We start from the raw sequence: 18,713 nt of genomic DNA, 5'->3' as shown, positions 1-18,713 counted from the left end.
GACATGACCTTGATGCAGATCATTCCGGATGGCGGGGGAAGGGCGGCCCTGAGTACGAGCGATCCGGTACGGATAAGCCTGGAGCTTGCTGCCCAGAATGTGCACTTCGAGCGCTGGAGGGTACAGCGACCAGTAGGTCTTGCTCCAGACGGTAAAGAAATTCTAGACGCGTACCGTGCCGAGGTGGACCGCCTCATCAACGAACACCGGTTCAGATTCGTCGACGTGGTGCGGATGGTGCGCGGCGCGGGAGATCCGCACCGTCCGTCGCGCGTGTCTGAGGCTCGCCAGATGTTCCTGGAGGAACATACACATCGCGATGCCGAGGTGCGTTTCTTCGCCGAAGGAAAAGGCTGTTTCTACCTCCATTTTGGCGACCACGTCTACGCCCTCGTCTGCGAGGCCGGAGATCTGTTGTCGATTCCTGCCCGGGTCCGTCATTGGTTCGACATGGGAAGCGATCCAGAGTTTTGCGCGATACGTTTCTTCCTGAATGAGGACGGCTGGGTCGGCGACTTCAGCGGGGATCCGGTGTCGTCGCGGATCCTCTCGCTTGACGAAATTGTGGCATGACTGGAGCGGTCGTTCTCGACATCGAGGGCACGACGAGTTCGCTGGAATATTTCCAAGACACATTCGTCCCGTATTCGGCCGAACGGATCGAGGAGTGGCTGGAGCGCTGCGGCGCCGAACACCCGGATCTCATGGACGAGCTTCGATCGGCCGCCGGCCCGTCTGCTGCGGCACCCGGCGGCCTCGGTGCGACGCTGCGGCAATGGATCTGTGAAGACCGGAAGGCAGCTGCTCTCAAGAGCGTTCAGGGGCTGATCTGGGAGAAGGGACTGGAGGCCGGCGAGCTGTGTTCGCACGTGTACCGGGACGTTCCGCCTGCCCTGGCTTCCTGGGTCGATCAGGGCCTAACCGTGAATATCTACTCCTCGGGTTCGGTCCGCGCCCAGCAGGCGTGGTTCAAGCATACTCAATTGGGAGATCTCTCTCGGTACATCACAAGGCACTTCGACATCAGGAACGCCGGGCCGAAGAGGTCTAGGGACTCCTACGAACTCATTGCACGGTTCCTCGATCTGCCCCCGTCACGGATCTTCTTTCTCTCGGACGTAGTAGCGGAGCTTGACGCGGCGAAGGCCGCCGGCTGGTCCAGTTTCTGGGTCATAAGAAGCCTTCGCGAACCCGTCGGTTCCAGCCAGCATCGGGAAGTCACCGACTTTGGCGAGGTTGACCTGGATCCGGTTCCGAATACCGATGGATCGATCGGGAACGGGAACACCTAGAGGTTCAGGCTTGATGTAGCCGGCCGATACGTTCCAGCAGGACTCAGGACCAAGCTTTCACACTTCTTCGGAAGCAGGGTTGCAACCATTCAAGGAGGATTTTGTGGCAAGCATTCCCCATGCGACACAAGATGACCGAATCGAACTGGGAGTGATTGGCGGAACCGGCCTCTACAGCCTTTTCGACAACACCAAAGAAGTTCGAGTCAGCACCCCGTACGGGGAGCCTTCAGACGTTTTCACGGTGGCGCAGATCGATGGCAGATTTGTCGCTTTTCTACCTCGCCACGGGCGCGGTCATGAATATCCACCATCAGCGATCAACTACCGTGCCAACATGTGGGCACTTCGCGCCCTCGGAGTAAGGCAAATTCTTGCTCCCTGCGCGGTCGGCTCACTGCTGGCCGACCAGCCACCCGGCACTTTCGTCATTCCGGATCAGCTCATCGATCGCACCAGCGGACGTTCGCAGAGTTATTTTGAGACCGGTGCGGTTCACGTCTCGTTCGCCGATCCCTACTGCCCGGTCGGACGCTCGGTCCTCGCGAAGAGCGCCGACCGGTTGGGGCTCGGGATCGTGAACGGCGGAACGATGCTGGTAATCGAGGGGCCACGTTTCTCGACCCGCGCCGAGTCGCGATGGTACGCGGCGGCGGGATGTTCCGTGATCAACATGACTGGCTACCCGGAAGCATCGCTCGCACGTGAACTCGCCATGTGTTATACCACGGTCGCACTCGTCACCGACTTCGATGCGGGCGTGGACCAGGAATCTTCGGTTTCGCAGCCAGAGGTCTTCCGCATCTTCGCTGAGAACACGGACCGACTGCGCGTGCTGCTTAAGGAGACCCTGCCCGACCTTCCAGTTGAACGGGATTGTCCATGCGTCTCCGTGCACGAAGGTATCGTTCTTCCCATCAACATTCCGGGGGCATCGTCCTGAAAGGGTCTTGGCTTCTTTTCGACGTACCTCCTGTCGCCGGGCCGCCGGTGTCGGCAGGGCCTCATCGGCTTAGAGCTTGTCTCATGTGGCCAGCTTCTTCCAGCAGGTCAGTGCCGCTGCCAGTGTGAGGAACCCGAGGAAGTTATGGCCGTTGCGTTCGCAGCGGATGGTGAGACGCCGGTAGCCGCCGAGCCAGGCCATCGTCCGCTCGACCTTCCAGCGGTGGCGGCCGAGCTTCTCGCTGGACTCGATGCCCTTGTGGGCGATCCGGTGTGTGATCCCGCGGGCGCGCAGGAATCGACGCAGGTCGTCGCTGTCGTAGGCCTTGTCCGCGCGCAACTTGCCTGGCTTGCGGCGCCGCGGGCCGCGTCGGGAACGGATCGCGGGGATCCCCGTGACCAGTGGGATCAGCGCGTGGCCGTCATGGAGGTTGGCCCCGGAGACACCGACGACCAGCGGAAGACCGGCGGCATCAGTGAGCACGTGCAGTTTCGAGCCGGCTTTGCCGCGGTCGACCGGGCTCGGACCGGTCAGTGAGCCTCCCGTTACCTTCTTCGTGGCCCCGCAACGGGGCTCCCGGCCTCCGGACCTGGCATGATGTGATCCCCTCGTCAGTCCTGATCGAAAAAGTGGTGTCACCAGGTTCCGGATGCATCGGCAGACCGCTGATCAGGGACATGACCGTTGCACTCGTCATGAGCGAGACAGGCTCTTCGTGACGTGGATGCCGGCACGCTGATGCCGTAGGTGAGGCCGGGAAAGCAGACAGCTTTCGCGGGAGAGCGAACACGAGCAGACGCCAGGCCGGCCGCAGCTGCCGGGTAGTCGCTCCGCCGAGCGCCAGCTGGCGGATCCCGGGCAAAAGGCCAACAACAGGCAAATCGACCGCGGGGGCGACCAAAGGCGCGACGTACGGCGGCACCCCCAGATGGAGTCCCAACGCCCAGGTATTGCCGAAGCCGAACAGGAAACTGAGCCCCACACCGACACCATGATCACAGTGGTGCCACGGACGGCCGAGTTCCCTGCCCCGTGGCCGCCACGACCGCCCGGCGCGCTCACCTGGCACTTCCACGCACGGGAAGCGTAAAATCACCCTTGACGACAAGCCGTCCTGACGCTGAAACGCTCGTCAGTCCTGCACGGGTCTGCTGCGAACCCCGTTGGGGGCACCTTCCGTAGTTGTGCAGCTACTTAAGGTAGCTGATCGAGATGTTGCGGACCAGCACTGATAGCGATAACTGATTCGTTCGGTTACCCAAAGCTCATAGCAGTACCGTGCCGATTGTCTGTTATGCGCGATTTTCGCTGCACGGGTTCGTTTCATGGGCGCGGAGTTCCAGGGCCGTCTGGTAGGGCCACCGGGTGGACGCTGTGTAGCGGAGCGCGTCCCTACTGGCTCGCCGCGGCCACTCGCACTCGTCACGCTCGGGGCTGCAAGATGATATTGAATGCAGGCGGACGCGCCGCCCGCTGAGGTCGGCGATGTTGCAGCCCGCGGTTGGGTATGAGTTTGACGTTGTATTAAGCGGGGATCATACTCGGGAAGTGATCGTCGACTGGACCGACGAGTTCGACCGCTGGCTGACCCGGGCGGAAGAACAGGGAGGCCGCCGTCTCGCCCTCGCGGTCGCGCTCCTGTAGGCACTCACGGATCTCCCAGCCAGACCCGCTGAGGAGTCCCCGACCTTCAAGCGAGTGCGGCAAGCTCGCCGCCATGAGCTGTGGCGCGTCGCGCACCCGTTCGACCCGGAGGCCGCTGTCCGGATCATCTGCTGGTTCCCGGCCGACGACCACGTCGTGCTCGCCTTGATCGGTTTCGACAAGAAGACGATCGGCGACGTGTTCTACGCCAGCGCCGCCACCCGCGGCGAAGCGCTCGTCGACGCCTGGCTACGCCAGCACGGAGGCACCCCATGACCGACAACAACACCGCCGACGGTGACGTCACCTTCATCCGCGGCAACGACCGCATCCGTCAGCTTGCCCAGCGGCCCGACATCGGCGACGAGGTCGCCCAGATCCGAGCGGACATGGCCGAAGCCGACCGCACCCACGCGATGGGCCTGGCCGCGCTGCGCCAGGCCGCAGCCCTCACCCAGGTCGAACTCGCCCGGCGCCTGGGCGTCACCCAGGCAGCGATCAGCCGGATCGAACAGCCCCACGACCTGCTGCTCTCGACCCTCAACTCCTACCTCGCGGCCATCGGCGGCACCATCCGCATGACTGTCAGCTTCGCCGACGGCCACGAAACCACCCTCGACCTCGCCACACTCGCCTAAACCGACCAGCCGCAGCAAGGGGGTCCGCCCAGCGGCCGGCCACGTCGTCGCCAGCAACGGTTCTGGCCCTCGTCCGACGCCAGTCGACCTTCGCAGGAACCATCGGCACAGGACCTCCACCAAGGCCGGACAGCGAGGCGACGCGCCTCCAGGACGCCCACCACTCCACCGTCGCCCAGGCGCAGCTACCTCCTGCGGATCCACCAAGGCGCGTCGCGACCGTCTGCTGAATCTCGGTGCGGCATCTTGACCTCTCGCGGGATCCGCAGCCTCGGCGGCTGTCGGTGCCTCTCGCCTGTCATCTGACTGCACATCTGGTCAGAACGTGTTTGAGATCTCTGGGTAGTTACTGATTGTGATCTGCGGGGGTGTGCAATGGGTGTGCACTCGCCGTGAAGGGGCTTGATCGGGTGGGTCGGCGAGTGACGGTCAGGTGATGCCGCGACGTCACCGTCACCGCTATCCCTCTGCTCTGAGCGACGCCCAGTGGGGGTTGATCGAGCCGCTGTTGCCGCCGGCGGCGTCGATCGGCCGCCGCGAGAAGCATGACCGTCGGGATCTCGTCGACGCGCTCCTCTACGTGGTGCGTAACGGTTGTGCGTGGCGGGCGTTGCCGTCGGACTATCCGCTGTGGCAGACGGTGTGCTACTACTTCGCCCGCTGGCACGACCTGGGTGTGACCGAACGTGTCCACGACGCGCTACCGCGACCAGCTCCGCGTCCAAGAAGGACGTGCCACCGAACCGACCGTGGGGATCATCGATGCGCAGTCCGTGAAGGGCGCCGACACTGTTCCGGTGGCCAGCCGCGGCTGTGACGCGGGTAAGAAAGTCAATGGCCGTAGGCGTTTCGTCGTCGTGGACACGGTGGGTCTGCTGCTGGCTGTGCTGGTCGTTCCCGCGAGTACGCATGACACCGTCGGCGGACGCCACGCCCTCCTCGACAGCTACTTCGCCGGCCGGCGGTTACACCTGGTCTTCGGAGGCGGGATGTTCACCGGGTCGTTCGTGGACGGCCGCCCGCCTGCTCGGCGTGACGGTGCAGGTCGTGCGCCGACCCGCCGGGCAGAAGGGCTTCGCGGTGCAGCCTCGCCGCTCGTGGAACAAACCCTGTCGTGGATCACCGGGCATCGTCGTCACGCCCCGGACTACGAACGTCGTCCCGACCACGCCGAATCCCTGATCTGCTGGGTGATGATCGGCGCCATGGTCCGCCGCATCGACCGGCACGCACCTGCCCGACGACCCGGTCCCCGACCGCTACAGAGAATCATCTAACCAACGATCTCAAACACCTTCTTGGTTAACTCGCCGATACCCATATCGTCCCGTTATATGAGGCTTGTGCCGCCACGGGTTCGTCGCCGACCACGACCGTCGAACCGTCTGATCGCCGCGCGCGTCATCGCGGGCTGAGGGAGTTGCTGATCGTCGATCAGGTTCGGCGTCCTGGGCCGTCCCGCTCAGCGGATCTGCCACAGCCGCAGGGTGTGGTCCTGGCTGCCGGAGGCCAGCGTGCGCCCGTCGGGGGAGAACGCCACCGACGTCACCGGGGCGGTATGGCCTTTGAGGGGCTGGTCGAGGGGGTTGGGACGGGTGCGGTCGGCGACGTTCCACAGCCGCACCGTGTGGTCCTGGCTGCCGGACGCCAGCAGGCGTCCATCGGGGGAGAACGCCACCGACAGGACGATGTTGGTGTGACCGGTGAGGGGGCGGCCGAGGGGAGTGGGATGAAGTCGGTCGGCCACGTTCCACAGCCGCACCGTGTCATCGGCACCGCTGGATGCCAGCGTCCGCCCGTCGGGGGAGAACGCCACCGACAGCACCCGGTTGGTGTGGCCGGTGAGGGGCTGGCCGAGGGGGGTGGGACGGGTGGGGCCGGCGACGTTCCACAGCCGCACCGTGTGGTCCTTGCTGGCGGAGGCCAGCGTTCGTCCGTCCGGGGAGAACGCCAACGACAGGACCACGTCGGTGTGACCGGTGAGGGGCTGGCCGAGGGGAGTGGGATGAAGGCGGTCGGCCACGTTCCACAGCCGCACCGTGTTGTCGGCACCGCCGGAGGCCAGCGTCCGCCCGTCGGGGGAGAACGCCACCGAGAACACCCAGTTGGTGTGGCCGACGAGGGGCTCGCCGAGCTGGCCCAGACGGGTGGGGTCGGCGCGGTCGGGCACATCCCACAACCGCACCATGTGATCGGCGCCACCGGAGGCAACCATCCGCCCGTCGGGGGAGAACGCCGCCGACAGGACCAACGCGGTGGAACTGGTGCGCGGCTGACCGATCGAGGTGGGATAGGCGCGGTCGGTCACATCCCACCGTCGCACCATGTTGTTGGCGTCGGCGTCGATGAGGGTGCGCCCATCCCGCGAGAACGCCACCTGGGTCACCCAGTTGGTGGAGCCGGTCAGGGGCTGGCCGAGCGGGACGGGATGGATGTCGGGGCTGACGGCAGTGGCTGATCCCGACTGAAGACCAGGCACGCTGGTCAGCGTGGCCGCCGCGATGGCGGCGACGGCCGCAAGAACGAACGGGGCGATGATCCGGCGGCGGCGAAACAGGCGGCGCCATGGCCGAGCGTGGGCCGTCGGCGCCCCGACGGCCTGGTCGGCACCGGCCATCATGGTTGCCTGCTCACCCGGACCGGCGGACGGGGCTCGTCGGGGGCGGAGGGACGGGTCACCGATCCCGTACCCGGTACCGATCGCGGCGAGCTCGGGGGCGGCCGTGGCGGCCGCGGGCGCCGGTGAGATCGGGAGGGATGGAGGGTCAGCGGCGGCGGCGCGGATGTCGTCGTCGAGCCGCAGCCCGATCCCGGCCTGGGCGGTCCAACCCGGGCCGTAGACGGTGGCGGCGGCGCTGGCCAGGTCGAGGGCGAAAGCGTGGGCGGACGGCGGCCGGTCGGCCGGATCCTTGGCGAGCGCCCGCAACACCACTGCTGCGAGGGGGGCGGGTACGCCGGTGGGCGGGGCGGGCAGCGTGTTGAGGTGGTGCTCCCACAGCGCGTGTATCGACGGGGCCGGGTCGAACGGTGGCCTGCCGGTCAGCAACTGGTAGAGGACGCACCCGAGGGCGTACACGTCGGCGGCCGGGCCCAGCCGGCCCGCGAGGATCTGTTCGGGGGCCATGTAGGCCGCGGTGCCGGCGACCTGGCTGGCGGTGGCACCGGACCCGTCCACGATTTTCGCGATCCCGAAGTCATTGACCTTCAACAGGCCCGCGGCGTTGAACAGGATGTTGTCGGGTTTGATGTCGCGGTGCAGCACCCCGCGAGCGTGCGCGCAGGACAACGCCGCGCTCACCGCCAGACCCACCGCGCATGCCCCCTGCGGCGACAACGTCCCCATCTTGTGTCGGGCTGTCAGCGTTCCGCCGTCCAGGAGCTCCATGACGATCAGATGCAGGTCGCCGGTCTCGACGAGGTCATAGACGCGAACCACGTGCGGATGGTCCAGGGTGGCCAGGAGCCGCGCCTCGACGGCGAACTCGGCCGCCGCCCCGTCGTGGCTGGCGGCCAGAACCTTGATCGCTACTGGGCGGTCAAGCCCGCGGTGCCGGCCGGCGAGTACCAGCCCGAACGTCCCCGAACCGAGTTCGCCGCCCAGCTCGTAGCCGGGCAGCGCCGCAGCCACCCGCCCCTCGTTGACAATCATGACAAGGCGGCTGCGTGACAGGTGTCAGTGGCCGTCACAAATCCATCCATTGCTCTCTCGCCACGATGCGTCATCCTAGCCCCGCACCCCCTTTCAGGCCTTGCTCGTGGAGATACCCCACTTTCAGGGTGGGATGGCGGCGGGCGCGGTTCCGACGTGGTGGTGACCTCGTTTCGGAGACCGACGAGCAGTCGACCCGCCCGGCACCACCATGGGCGTCCAGGATCGCCCGGTGCTGCCGGGGCCAGACACCCGCCCGCGTCCACAATTGGAACCGCCGGTGCGCGGTGGGCGCCGGCACCCCGAACTCTGCGGCAACGGTTCCACCGGTGCCCACAGATCATCCGGGTAGCGGGTGGCGATGCCTCGCCAGGCTTTCAGCTTGTTGATCGCCCCGCGCGACAGTGTTCCGTTCCTGGTAGAGACCGGTGTCGCGGCGCAAGGGCCGGCCGCCACGACGGCCCTTGCGTTTCCGGTTCGCGGCCTGGTCGATCTTTTCTGGGGTGACCGCCCTGGTACCGCGTCGGCGCAGGTAGCCGCGGTTGGCGCGCGACGAGTAGGCCGCGCCCGGCCGGGTCTGGGGACGGCCGACCGGTACCCGTGCTCGCGCCGTGCTCAGGACCGCGACGAACTGAGGGCTGTCCGCGGCCTGCCCCGCGGCGAGCACGAACCCCAGCGGCCGACACCGCCGATCGGCGGCCAGGTGAATCTTGCTGGTCAGGCCGCCCCGTGACCGGCCCAGCAGCGCCACGCTCAGCCGGAGTCCCCATCGGCGACGCCGACGCCGCCGGCACTGCGTGCCGGCATCATCATCATCGCCCGCCGCCCCGCTGCCCGTCTTGTCCCTTCTCGACGCCCCCTTTTCCCGGCCCGCGTCAGCAGGCTCAGCCGCTTTCTCCATCGCCTCGATCGTCTCCCGACTCAGGCGCATCCCCGCCGCGTCGTGATGCGCCCGCACGGTCGTGGAATCCACACCGACCAGCGACAAGTCGATCTCCCCGCGACGGGCGGCCTCCGCCAGCAAGCCCTCGAGCAGCGCGTCGAACACCCCGTCGTCCCGCCACTGCCGAAACCGGTTGTGCACCGTCGACCACGCCCGAACTCCGCCGGCAACTCCCGCCATGGCGAACCCGTCCGGAACCGCCAGACCACACCCTCGAACTGGGCCCGTAACCGAGCCGGATACGGACCAAACAAGCCGATCGGCAAGAACGGCCCGATGAACTCCCAGGCGGCATCACTGAGCTGCGCATGCGTCACCCACGACCAGCTACCGGACCAAGACCGACTCCGAAACACACTCCACCCGAAAGATCATGACCAGGCGCACGGCCTAATGGGGTCCGTGTTCGGGTCGATCGGCGGCGCCGCCCGCATGATTGTCGGCTTCGCCGACGGCCACGAAACCTCACTCGCGCATGTCACCCGTTTCAAGGAGGGCTGTCACCCGAGCCAAAGCCTCTTTCGTCGCGATCACCGCCTCGTGGCTGTCCGAGTCCAGGATAGCCAGTTGGTCGTCGAGGACAGCGTGGAGGATCTCGGCCGCTATCACCTGGTGTGGCCGATCCATCTGCTCGTAGACGCAGGCAAGTGCGTAGCGCCGGCCTAACGTGTCGGGATGCTTCGCGCCGTACATTCGGCTCGTTCCGTCGATCACTTTGTCAAGTTGTACTGCAGCCTCCGAAAATCTCTTCAGGTCGACGAGTACCCTGCTGAGTCCGTGACGCGTGGCGATGGTGTCCCGGTGATGCGGCCCGTGGAGGTGATCCCGTTCGTCGGCCAGCTTCCGTAGTTCGGCGGCCGCCGCGATCAGGTCGCCGGCCCTCCACCGCTGCATCGCCAGGTTGTTACGAAGAACCGACACGTCGCGGTCGTCTGGGCCGAGTATCCGCCGCATGTCCTCGAGAAGATCCTGCATCTCGATGGCGGCCTGCGCGGGCCCGACGGAGTCCCCGCGCTGGGTGCCGAGGAGACTGCGCAGCTCGAGGGTCTGCCGGCTCTCGACACCGTGGACTCTGGTAGCGAGCCGGACCAGATCTTCCAGTTCGGCCACCGAGCCGGTGGTGTCCCCGGCCTTGGACCGCCAGTACACAAGCTGGGTGCGGGTGCCGATCACCGCCTCGTGTTCGGCGCCCAGTAGCCGCGTCTGGTCCGCGAGCACCGTCTTCAACTGGTGCGCCGCCGTCGCCGGACGACCTGCCTGACCCGACTGGTAGGCGTAGTTGCGTCGCACCTCGACCAGCTCGATCTCCAGTCTCTCCACCAGTTTCCCGTCGGCTCCCTCGCGCGCCTTGCGCAGAGCAGCGGTGACTTCCGCGATCAGTGCGTCGAGGCTGTCCACAGCCTCCCGCACCTGTCCTCTGTCGCCGAGTATCGCGGCGGTTTGATTTCGCAGAGCCAGGGTGGTCGGATGATCTGGCCCCAGACGTTGTCCGGACATGGCGTCCAACCGCGCGCTCAGATCGACCGCCTCGCCGAGGCGTACCTCAGTCCCGAGACTCTGGACGGTGCGCGTCATGATTGGGTGGATTCCGCGTTCAGGGTCCCAGATCGCGTCCGGGTGGTTGTTCTCGATCGCCACCGCGTTGACGCGCAGCAGCTGGCTCAGGTCCTTGTCGCTGTCGGCGGGCGGCCACACCTCCAGGAGGGCATCGGTTGAGGCCCGGGCGACCGCCATCAACTGGTGCGGCGCCGCCGCCTTCTCCGGCGAGCCGTCTCCGCGGAGGTGATCTCGCACAGCTCGTTGCACCAGCGCGTGGACACGGACCACATCGTTCTCGTATGTGACGAGATGAAAACGGTGCAGGCCACGCAGCCCCTGCCGGATGGTGTTCGCGCCCGGGCTGTGGATATCGTCCCGGTCCGGACTGTCGCGAATCCGTCCGAGCAGGTAAGCCCCGGCGGCGCGTGCCCGCAGGACTCGCCCCGGGATGCCGTTGGGGTTCAACGTGCTGACGATCTCCATCAGCGGCCGGGCGAGGCCGGCGGGATACTGATCGTTCGCCTTCTTGACGGATATTTCCCAGGTGGTAGAAACGGTGTTGGCGTAGTCGTCGAACCGGTTCTCCTTGCTGGGAAAAAGCCGCTCAAGCTGATTCTTTCGGTCTACGAACTGGTCGGCGTAGGCATCGCATGATATATCCATGTCGATCATATATGCGGCTGCGTGGCTCAGCGCTAAAGGAAACGCACCCAGGACCGTCACAATCCGCTCGACGTCGTCGATCAGGTGGGGCCGGCGGTTCAGTTTCCGGACTATGTAGTCCTTCGCTTCGGCCTCCGAGAACACGTCGATGTTGACATGTCCGCCACGGTCAAGAAGAGTCGCATCGCGGCGCCGAGTGGTGATGACCACGCGGCCGGTGGGTCGCTGGGGAGGCCACAGACCCTCGATGGCAACTGGATCCGCCAGGTCGTCGAGGATGATCAGCCAACGCTGCGGCGTGGTCTCCAACCAGTTGAGAAAGGTCTCGAGGAGGACTGCCGGGTCCTCTTCGTCCCGCCCGAGCCCGAGTTCCCCCGCCGCCTTCACGTAACTGGACACGACGGAGTCACGGGTCAGTGCCGACACCCACACCAGTAGATCGAGCTCACCATGCCCGTCCTGCCAGAGACGCCGAGCGAAATCGGCGGCAAGCTGGGTCTTGCCTACTCCACCCAGGCCAGCGACCACCTGGGTGAGCACCGCGGTCTGCCCCGCGCAGGCGGCATCGAACAGTTTCTGCGCCTGAGGCCGATCCTGGAAATTGTCCGCCCGTGGCGGAATGCTGCCCACCTGAACTGAGCTGTTCGAATCCAGGCCGCGCGACGTCGCACCCTGGTGGCGGCGTTGCCTCGGCGTCAACGTGTCAACGTCCGCGACACCGTCGTTAAGGATTTCTTGGTAGACCTGATTCATCTCTGTGCCGGGCTGGTATCCTTGCTCTTCACTCATCTGATCGTGCGCTGACCTGAACTCGTCCAGAGCTTCGCCGCGCCTGCCGGCAGCGGCCAGCGCGCGCATCAGCAGGGTGACGTGACGTTCGCTCCCAAAGTCTTCGTTTACCAACTTCCGTAGAGGCTCGATCACGGGCTGTGGATTCCCGGCCGCCAGCTCTGCCGTCGCCCAGTCCGCGACCAGAGCCTTCCTCTCCTGGCGCCACTCTTCCTGAACGGTCTCGGCCCAGGTGGACGAGAAGTCCTTGAGCGGATCGCCCTGCCACAGGCTGTTCGCCTCGCGAAGGAGACGCACGCGGTCGTCGTTTCCGGTGACTCCTGCCGCTCGTTGTCGGAGCCGGCGCATGTGGAAAATGTCTATCTGTTCAACATCGAGACTTAGGCGGTACTGTCCCCCTCTGCCGCGGGGGATCCGAACGGCGGGTCCGCCATCGGCGTGCTCGGCGAATATCCGACGTAGCTCGCTGATGTACACACGCAGACTGTCGTTTGGTTTTCTGGGCGTTTCTTCGTCGTGCCACACCTGCTCGATCAACGTATTGGTGTGAACGGGCTTTCCTGCTTCCGCTTCCACGGCCAATACTGCGAGCACCCGGCGTTGCAGTGCCGGCCCTGCATCGATGATCTGCCCAGATTGCAACAGCCGCATCTCGCCGAGCAGTTTGATTTCCATAGCCTCCCCCGCTGGGAGTCTAGTCAGCGCGGTGCGCGCCGGCGACGACTCCGCTGGATCCGTCTGGCAGTCCGTCGCCCAGGCACAGATCGAAGGACCCCGCGGGGCGCTGACCAGGACGGCAACATAAGTCCAACAAACTACCTACGACCTTGTGTAGCAATCCGTGTCATGAGGAACTGGCCGGTGCGTCGTGGTCCTGGTGACGTGTGGCGCCCACCCGATCACGATCTGGTCTGTGTTTGGCGGCGGCGGCGTGCTCGACCATGGTCGCGGCAGGCGGCCCGGACTGCCGGATTCGCTAGTTCGCTCTTCCTGCTCATGGCTCTCCTGGCCGCAGGATGCGCGGGCCGGGGCAGGGACGACCTGGCGTCGTGTGAACCCGTGCGGCTGGGAGACCGCAACGACTGCGTCTGGGGGGTCCAGAACGCCCTACACGCACGCGGACTCCTGCCCACCATCGACGGGGCTTTCGGTCCGGGTACCACCGCCGCAGTCCGCAGCTTCCAGACCTCAAGCGGCCTGAACGTGGACGGGGTCGCCGGGAAGCAGACCCTCCAGGCGCTGGAGGACACATTGCGGGATCGTCTCCTCGGCTCGCTGGTCTTCCGGTTCGATCGCCGCGCCACCCAACAGATCGCCAGGGGGCTCGAAACCACGGACGGCGCAGCGGCGCAGGCCCTCACGCTCGCCTGCGCGCCCGTGAAGGGCTCGCTCGCGTCGACGGTCTGCGAGTTCCTCGTTCCGCTAGGCACGGACAGAGTCCGCACCGCCGCCCGTTCCGCCGCGGACCAGGACGCCTGCCTGGCGGTCGACCTGCGTCGGGTGGCGGTCCGCCTGTCCAGCGACGGAGGTCCAAAATGCACCTGACCGTATCGTCCCGACACATCTTCATCCGATGAACGGCGCCCGTCGGCGTCGGCAGGCCGACCAGGTCGATCAGACAGGCTTCCCGGCTCTGACCGAAGCCGGGCCGCGGTCGACGCCGGTGGATGTAGGATCCTGGTCGGACCAGCTTGCCACTCGGCTGTTCACCCTGCCCGCCCGGTGGGGCTGGGAGGCCGTGGCACGCCCTCCGGAGCCCATCCTGCCTCCGGTGCACCCGCGGCCAGCCTGGTCGGAACCACCCGCGATCGATGATCATTCGGTGCGGGCCCGACGGTCGAGCGCGGTCTCCCGCCTGGTCTGGCAGCTCGTGGCGACCGTCCTCGCGGTCGCCCTGTACGGCGGCTACCAACCGGAGATCGAGAGCTTCGTCGCGGGGCACGGCCACGACGGATGGCAGGTGTACCGGGCGGCTCGCATCATGCTCCCTGTCGTGGTCGGCCTGTTCCTGGTGGACGCGGTTCGCGCCGTGATCGTCGCGGGGCGGCAGCTGCGGAGCTTCCGCCGGCCGTACCAGCAGGCGCGCGCCGAACAGCAACGGCGACATCAGGAGGCCGTGGAGCATTGGGAGCAGGCGTGGCGCCGGCATGACGGGGCCGCAGCCGCCCATCGGCGCGCTGTGCGGGAGTGGGAGAACGGCCCGCGGTGGCATCCGGTGCGTCCGGTCGTCGAACCGACCCGGGTGGACGTGTTCGGCGGCGACCCGCAGCGGCACGGATGGGCCAGCCTGCTGGTGACACTGGGCTGCTCCGTGCTCGCTGCCGGACACCGGATCACCGTGCTGGACTTCACCGGCCAGGATGTCGGTGGGGGCCTGACCGAGGTCGCGCTCGCCTCCGGGCGGCAGATCCGGATGATCCGGTTGGGCAGCGGTAGCGCCGGGCGTGCTGTCGACCGGACTGTGGACCTACTTGGCCAACTGCGCCGCCGTGAGGTCGCCGAGGTCCTGGGACAGGCTCTCGCGAGCCGTCCGGAAGGCGACCGTCGGGAGGAGCGCGCGTCGGCGACCGACGTTCTGCGTCGTGTCGTGGACAGCCTGGACGGGCCGCCGTCGTTTGCCCGGCTGGCCGCCGGAGTGCGGGTGCTGCGTCGTGGCGACGGAGCCGGCTCGCTGTCCGCCAAGGAGCTCGGCCGGCTCGCAGACCAGATCGGCGACGTCGACCAGGACGAATGGACGTCCCGCCAGCTCAGGTTTCTGGCCAGCCAGTTGGACCAGCTTCACGATATGGTTCCCGGCCCCGTAGCCGGCCAGCCCGCGTCCCGCGCGCTGTGGCCGGGCGCCGATGTCTCGGTTGTCGCGACCGGTGGCGGCCGCGACGACCGCAAGGAACTGCTCGATCGCCTGTTGGTCCAGATGGCCCGGCAGGCGATGGGCGAACGGACCGACCTCGACGGGTTCCTCGTCGTCGCGGGCGGCGACCATCTGGGCGCGGGAACTCTGCGGGACCTTTCCGAGCATGCCCGATGGGCCGGCCTCCGCCTGGTTCTGATGGTCGACCAGCCGCAGGGCGATCTCGAGAAGAGCGCCGGCACCGGCGGAGCCGTCGTCTTCATGAAGATGTACAACCACCGCGACGCGGCCATCGCTGCCGAATTCATCGGCAAGGGGCACCGGTTCGTCGTCAACCAGGTGACCCGTCAGGTCGGCACGAGCTTCAACGACGGCGGTGGTGACAGCTTCACCACGAACACGAACGACAGCGCCAGCGGCAAACAGCGGTCATCCGGGCTGCCCGGCCGGCGCCAGAGCCTGTCCGACTCGCGCGGCCATGCCTGGGCGGGAACCCGCAACTGGTCCATCGCCGACAACATCAGCACCTCAACCGTGACCGGTCGCGTGTATGAGTTCGTCGTCGAACCGCGGGAGATACTGACGATGCCGCAAAGCGCGTTCATTCTGATCGACAACTCCACGCATGGCCGCCGAATGATCATGGCGGACAGCAATCCTGGTATCGCCCTGCTGGACCGCGTCGCAACCGCTCCGGTCCGCCGATGACCAGACCGCCCAGCCAGGAAGGACGGTCTGAGGTGGTGTCCGGCCGGCCGCGCCCCCAACCGATGCCGGCATTCAACTGGCACCGCTTCTCGTTCCACGCGCTCACCCAGGTACCCCGTGTGCAGGCGGACCGGGACCAGGAACGGGAAGGCGGCGACCCGCGGCTGGGCTCGTTGGCCATGTCGCTGGCCGGCGCGCACGCCGCTCTGCTCGGCAGCGGCGAGCCCATACCCGCGTTGGCGTCCGCGTGGATACGCGCGCGACCGGGCGGCCGCGTCCACGTCCTGCTCGGTGGTCGCCCGTTTTTTCCCCCCGCGGCATCGCAAGAGGTGGTGGGCGAGGACACGGCCAACGGCGAGCCGACTGGTGGCTCGAACGGACAGAGGCCACAACCGCGCCCGGTGCTCTTTCCGGTGGGTGCCGCCGCGACCGCCGTCGCGGCCCGTTCCGTCGTTCGCCTCATCGACCAGTTCTCCTGGTGGGTCGCCTGCTCTGGTCGGGCCGACGCGCTGTGGGCGCCGCCGGCCCATCCGGGGCAGGACCGGCCGGCCACCCGACGGGGTTCCTTCGACCGGCACGTGGCGACCCTGCGCGTGCCGCTTGTCTGGCTTGTCGTCGCAGAGCCGCTGCTGCCCGACGACCTGCGTCCAGAGCTAGACCTGCTGACCAGCGAGATCCTCCCGCTATCGCGGGGAGAGGTGGGCGAGACCAGGCGTGTCGCGCTGGAGCGTAAGCAGTTGCGTCACCGCGAACTCAGCCGCGCTCAGGTCGGCGGCGCCTGGCGGATCCGGGTCTTGGTCGGGGGCACGGCGCCCGGGCCCACGGCAGTGGCTGCCGCGATGCTGTGCGGGGCAGCGGAGCTGGACGGCCTGCCTTACGTGCTGGCCCCGGCCGGCCAGCCGGCGCCGTTCGCCGACGCCATCCAGGTAAAGAGGGAGGATCCGCTCGGCGCCCGGAACGCGTTCATCGCGGGAACCGAACTGCTCGCGGCACTGACCCGCCCACCCGAGCGGGAACTGCCGGGTTTACGGGTCGTCAATCAGCACACCTTCGACGTGACACCGGAGATCAGCGACCCGGCTGGTCTCTCGCTCGGTGAGGTCCTCGACGAATCGGGGGCGGTGGTCGGCAGTCTGGCGCTGAGTCGCGACACGCTGAATCGACATCTGTTCGTCTGCGGCGCCACCGGGACAGGAAAGTCGCATACCGTGCGCCATCTTCTCACTCAGGCGAGCCGGGCCGGCCTTCCGTGGCTGGTGATCGAGCCGGCGAAGGCAGAGTACGCGCGGATCGTTGAGCGTCTCGCGTCGTTTTCCGCTGAGGTGGTCGTAATCAGGCCCGGCGACAAGGAACTTCCGCCGGCCGGGCTCAACCCCCTCGAGCCGGAACCAGGGTTCCCCCTGCAGACCCATGTGGACTTGCTCCGCGCGCTTTTTCTCGCCGCCTTCGAGGCACACGAGCCGTTCCCACAGGTGCTCGCCACCGCGCTGACCCGCTGCTACGAGAAACTGGGCTGGGATCTCGCGTTGGGCGAGCCGGCCCGACCTGGACCTACACGGCGATTTCCGACTCTTAGCGATCTGGAACGGGCGGCGGCCACCGTGGTGGCCGAGATTGGCTACGGCAAAGATATCGCCGCGGACGTACAGGGCTTCATCAAGGTGCGACTGAGTAGCCTGCGGCTTGGCACCACCGGGCGGTTTTTTGAGGGAGGGCACCCGCTGGACTTCACGGAGTTGCGTAGCCGAAATGTCATCTTCGAGATCCAGGACGTCGGTGACGACGCGGACAAGTCGTTCCTGATGGGCGCCATTCTCATCCGGCTGACCGAGCATCTGCGGATGCGTGGTCCGCGTGGAGACCTCGACCATCTCACGGTGATAGAGGAAGCACATCGGCTGCTGCGTCGACTGGAACCCGGAGCCGCCGGGCCGGCTTCGCACGCAGTCGAGATGTTCGCCGCACTGCTTGCCGAGGTCCGCGCATACGGCGAGGGGATCATCATCGCCGAGCAGATCCCGAGCAAGCTTATTCCCGATGTTATCAAGAATACCGCTGTCAAGATCATGCATCGGCTGCCAGCCAAGGACGACCGCGATGCCGTTGGCGCTACCATGAACCTCGACGATAGACAATCCCGTCACGTCGTGTCTCTCATTCGTGGACAGGCGGCCGTCACCACCGACGGCATGGACAATCCGATCCTCCTACGGGTACCGTCCAGTCACGATCTCGACGACTCCAGCCGGCCCAGGACAGCCTCACTCATTCCACTCATCAAACCTCGTAGTTCGACGTGCCCTTCGTCCTGTGCCCAGGCCCCGTGCAGCCTTCGGCAGATTCGCGACGCGCAGCACATCCTCAGCCGGCACTCGTGGCTCGTCCTGTTGGTGGAGCTCACCGTTGTCGCCCACCTGACCGGCCGGCGGACTCCGGAGCTCATCCCCGGGCAGGCCAGCCTCATCGACGGCATGGACCAACGAGAACTTGACTGCGCAATCTCTCATGCGGTCGATGCCGCGGTCGCGGTGCGCGCCGCTTCGCTTCAGCCCGATGCCGACCAGAATGAACTGGCCATACACTGCCTTGAGGTGCTGCGGCTGGTCATGGCCGAAATAACTCCGCCCTGCAATGGCGATAATTTCGCTTTTCTGGCCGAGCAGTACAAATGGGCTGCGGTGTATCGGGAACTGAGTAGCACCGTGGGTGAGGATGGTCCGCATCCGGACACACCCCAGTGGGAGCGTCGTCATCTGCGTAAGATTCCGGGTGTCACCAGAGCGGAACAGCGAGACGTGGTGGAACGGTGGTATGACACGGCAATAGGAGACTGGGAGGCGCTGGATGCCGTCACATTTGGCAGTCTGCGACCGTCCACGATAGAGCTGATGATTGGAAATCGCCCGGTCAGCTCTGACTGGAGTCGGCGGGTCGTGGATTCCCTCGCCCCGTTCGATGTCGGAGACTGGCCCGTGATGCTGCTGGTGAGGAATTATGGTTGACACCCCTGCCCGGACCCCAGACAGAAGTCCACCGCCGGTCTCTCAAACCGCT

General features: G+C 66.5%; 12 protein-coding genes and 2 pseudogenes. 9 read left to right on the top strand and 5 right to left on the bottom strand.

Annotation, left to right across the window (positions count from 1 at the left end; all coding sequences use genetic code 11):
* The first annotated feature begins 3 nt into the window (after positions 1 to 3).
* From MXD60_RS10825 to MXD60_RS10815, 3 genes are all read left to right on the top strand, one after another.
* The gene (locus tag MXD60_RS10825) at positions 4 to 573 is read left to right on the top strand and encodes a 1,2-dihydroxy-3-keto-5-methylthiopentene dioxygenase (RefSeq protein WP_248818888.1); all 570 of its coding nucleotides are present in this window, start codon (positions 4 to 6) and stop codon (positions 571 to 573) included.
* On the top strand, positions 570 to 1,292 hold the full coding sequence (gene mtnC / locus MXD60_RS10820) for an acireductone synthase (RefSeq protein ID WP_248818887.1): 723 nt from the start codon (positions 570 to 572) through the stop codon (positions 1,290 to 1,292). Before MXD60_RS10825 ends, mtnC begins: the two co-directional genes overlap by 4 nt.
* Positions 1,293 to 1,395: 103 nt before the next feature.
* Positions 1,396 to 2,235 carry an S-methyl-5'-thioadenosine phosphorylase gene (locus tag MXD60_RS10815; RefSeq protein ID WP_248818886.1) on the top strand — a complete coding sequence of 280 codons (840 nt, stop codon included), beginning with the start codon at positions 1,396 to 1,398 and terminating at the stop codon, positions 2,233 to 2,235.
* Positions 2,236 to 2,316: 81 nt separating this feature from the next.
* Here MXD60_RS10815 and MXD60_RS10810 read toward each other — a convergent pair whose 3' ends face one another.
* On the bottom strand, positions 2,317 to 2,874 hold the full coding sequence (locus tag MXD60_RS10810; protein WP_308222430.1) for an IS5 family transposase: 558 nt from the start codon (positions 2,872 to 2,874) through the stop codon (positions 2,317 to 2,319).
* Between the two features lie 1,059 nt (positions 2,875 to 3,933).
* Here MXD60_RS10810 and MXD60_RS10800 point away from each other — a divergent pair.
* The 3 genes and pseudogenes from MXD60_RS10800 to MXD60_RS30300 all read left to right on the top strand — a co-directional run.
* The gene (locus MXD60_RS10800) at positions 3,934 to 4,155 is read left to right on the top strand and encodes a hypothetical protein (protein ID WP_248818885.1); all 222 of its coding nucleotides are present in this window, start codon (positions 3,934 to 3,936) and stop codon (positions 4,153 to 4,155) included.
* A complete protein-coding gene (gene relB, locus MXD60_RS10795) occupies positions 4,152 to 4,517 on the top strand; it encodes a type II toxin-antitoxin system RelB family anti-toxin (protein ID WP_248818884.1) in 366 nt (121 codons plus the stop codon). Before MXD60_RS10800 ends, relB begins: the two co-directional genes overlap by 4 nt.
* Positions 4,518 to 4,932: 415 nt before the next feature.
* Positions 4,933 to 5,794: pseudogene (locus MXD60_RS30300) on the top strand (IS5 family transposase); the annotation flags it as partial.
* Between the two features lie 185 nt (positions 5,795 to 5,979).
* Here the strand turns inward: MXD60_RS30300 and MXD60_RS10785 are convergent.
* From MXD60_RS10785 to MXD60_RS10775, 4 genes and pseudogenes are all read right to left on the bottom strand, one after another.
* A complete protein-coding gene (locus MXD60_RS10785; RefSeq protein ID WP_248818882.1) occupies positions 5,980 to 8,166 on the bottom strand; it encodes a WD40 repeat domain-containing serine/threonine protein kinase in 2,187 nt (728 codons plus the stop codon).
* A 340-nt stretch (positions 8,167 to 8,506) separates the two neighbouring features.
* Positions 8,507 to 9,214 (bottom strand): transposase family protein, encoded by a 708-nt coding sequence (locus tag MXD60_RS30295; protein ID WP_518467717.1) that lies wholly within the window; start codon positions 9,212 to 9,214, stop codon positions 8,507 to 8,509.
* A 32-nt stretch (positions 9,215 to 9,246) separates the two neighbouring features.
* Positions 9,247 to 9,426 (bottom strand): annotated as a pseudogene (locus MXD60_RS30290) (transposase); the annotation flags it as partial.
* A gap of 148 nt (positions 9,427 to 9,574) precedes the next feature.
* Entirely contained in the window at positions 9,575 to 12,775 is a 3,201-nt protein-coding gene (locus tag MXD60_RS10775) for an AfsR/SARP family transcriptional regulator (RefSeq protein ID WP_248818881.1), read from the bottom strand.
* Positions 12,776 to 13,159: 384 nt separating this feature from the next.
* On the opposite strand from MXD60_RS10775, the gene MXD60_RS10770 reads away from it, so the two are divergent.
* The 3 genes from MXD60_RS10770 to MXD60_RS10760 all read left to right on the top strand — a co-directional run bounded on the left by MXD60_RS10770 (position 13,160) and on the right by MXD60_RS10760 (position 18,661).
* Complete coding sequence (locus MXD60_RS10770) at positions 13,160 to 13,645, top strand: peptidoglycan-binding domain-containing protein (protein ID WP_248818880.1); 486 nt, start codon at positions 13,160 to 13,162, stop codon at positions 13,643 to 13,645.
* Between the two features lie 277 nt (positions 13,646 to 13,922).
* Positions 13,923 to 15,659: a hypothetical protein gene (locus tag MXD60_RS10765; protein ID WP_248818879.1), complete on the top strand. Its 1,737-nt coding sequence runs from the start codon at positions 13,923 to 13,925 to the stop codon at positions 15,657 to 15,659.
* Positions 15,660 to 15,691: 32 nt separating this feature from the next.
* Positions 15,692 to 18,661 carry a helicase HerA-like domain-containing protein gene (locus MXD60_RS10760; RefSeq protein ID WP_248818878.1) on the top strand — a complete coding sequence of 990 codons (2,970 nt, stop codon included), beginning with the start codon at positions 15,692 to 15,694 and terminating at the stop codon, positions 18,659 to 18,661.
* The last annotated feature ends 52 nt before the right edge of the window (positions 18,662 to 18,713 follow it).

Origin of the sequence: Frankia sp. AgB32 (assembly GCF_023243045.1) — a bacterium.
In the GTDB taxonomy this organism is placed as follows: domain Bacteria; phylum Actinomycetota; class Actinomycetes; order Frankiales; family Frankiaceae; genus Frankia.
Note: the sequence above shows the minus strand (reverse complement) of the source record. Positions and strands in the feature narration are given on the sequence as shown.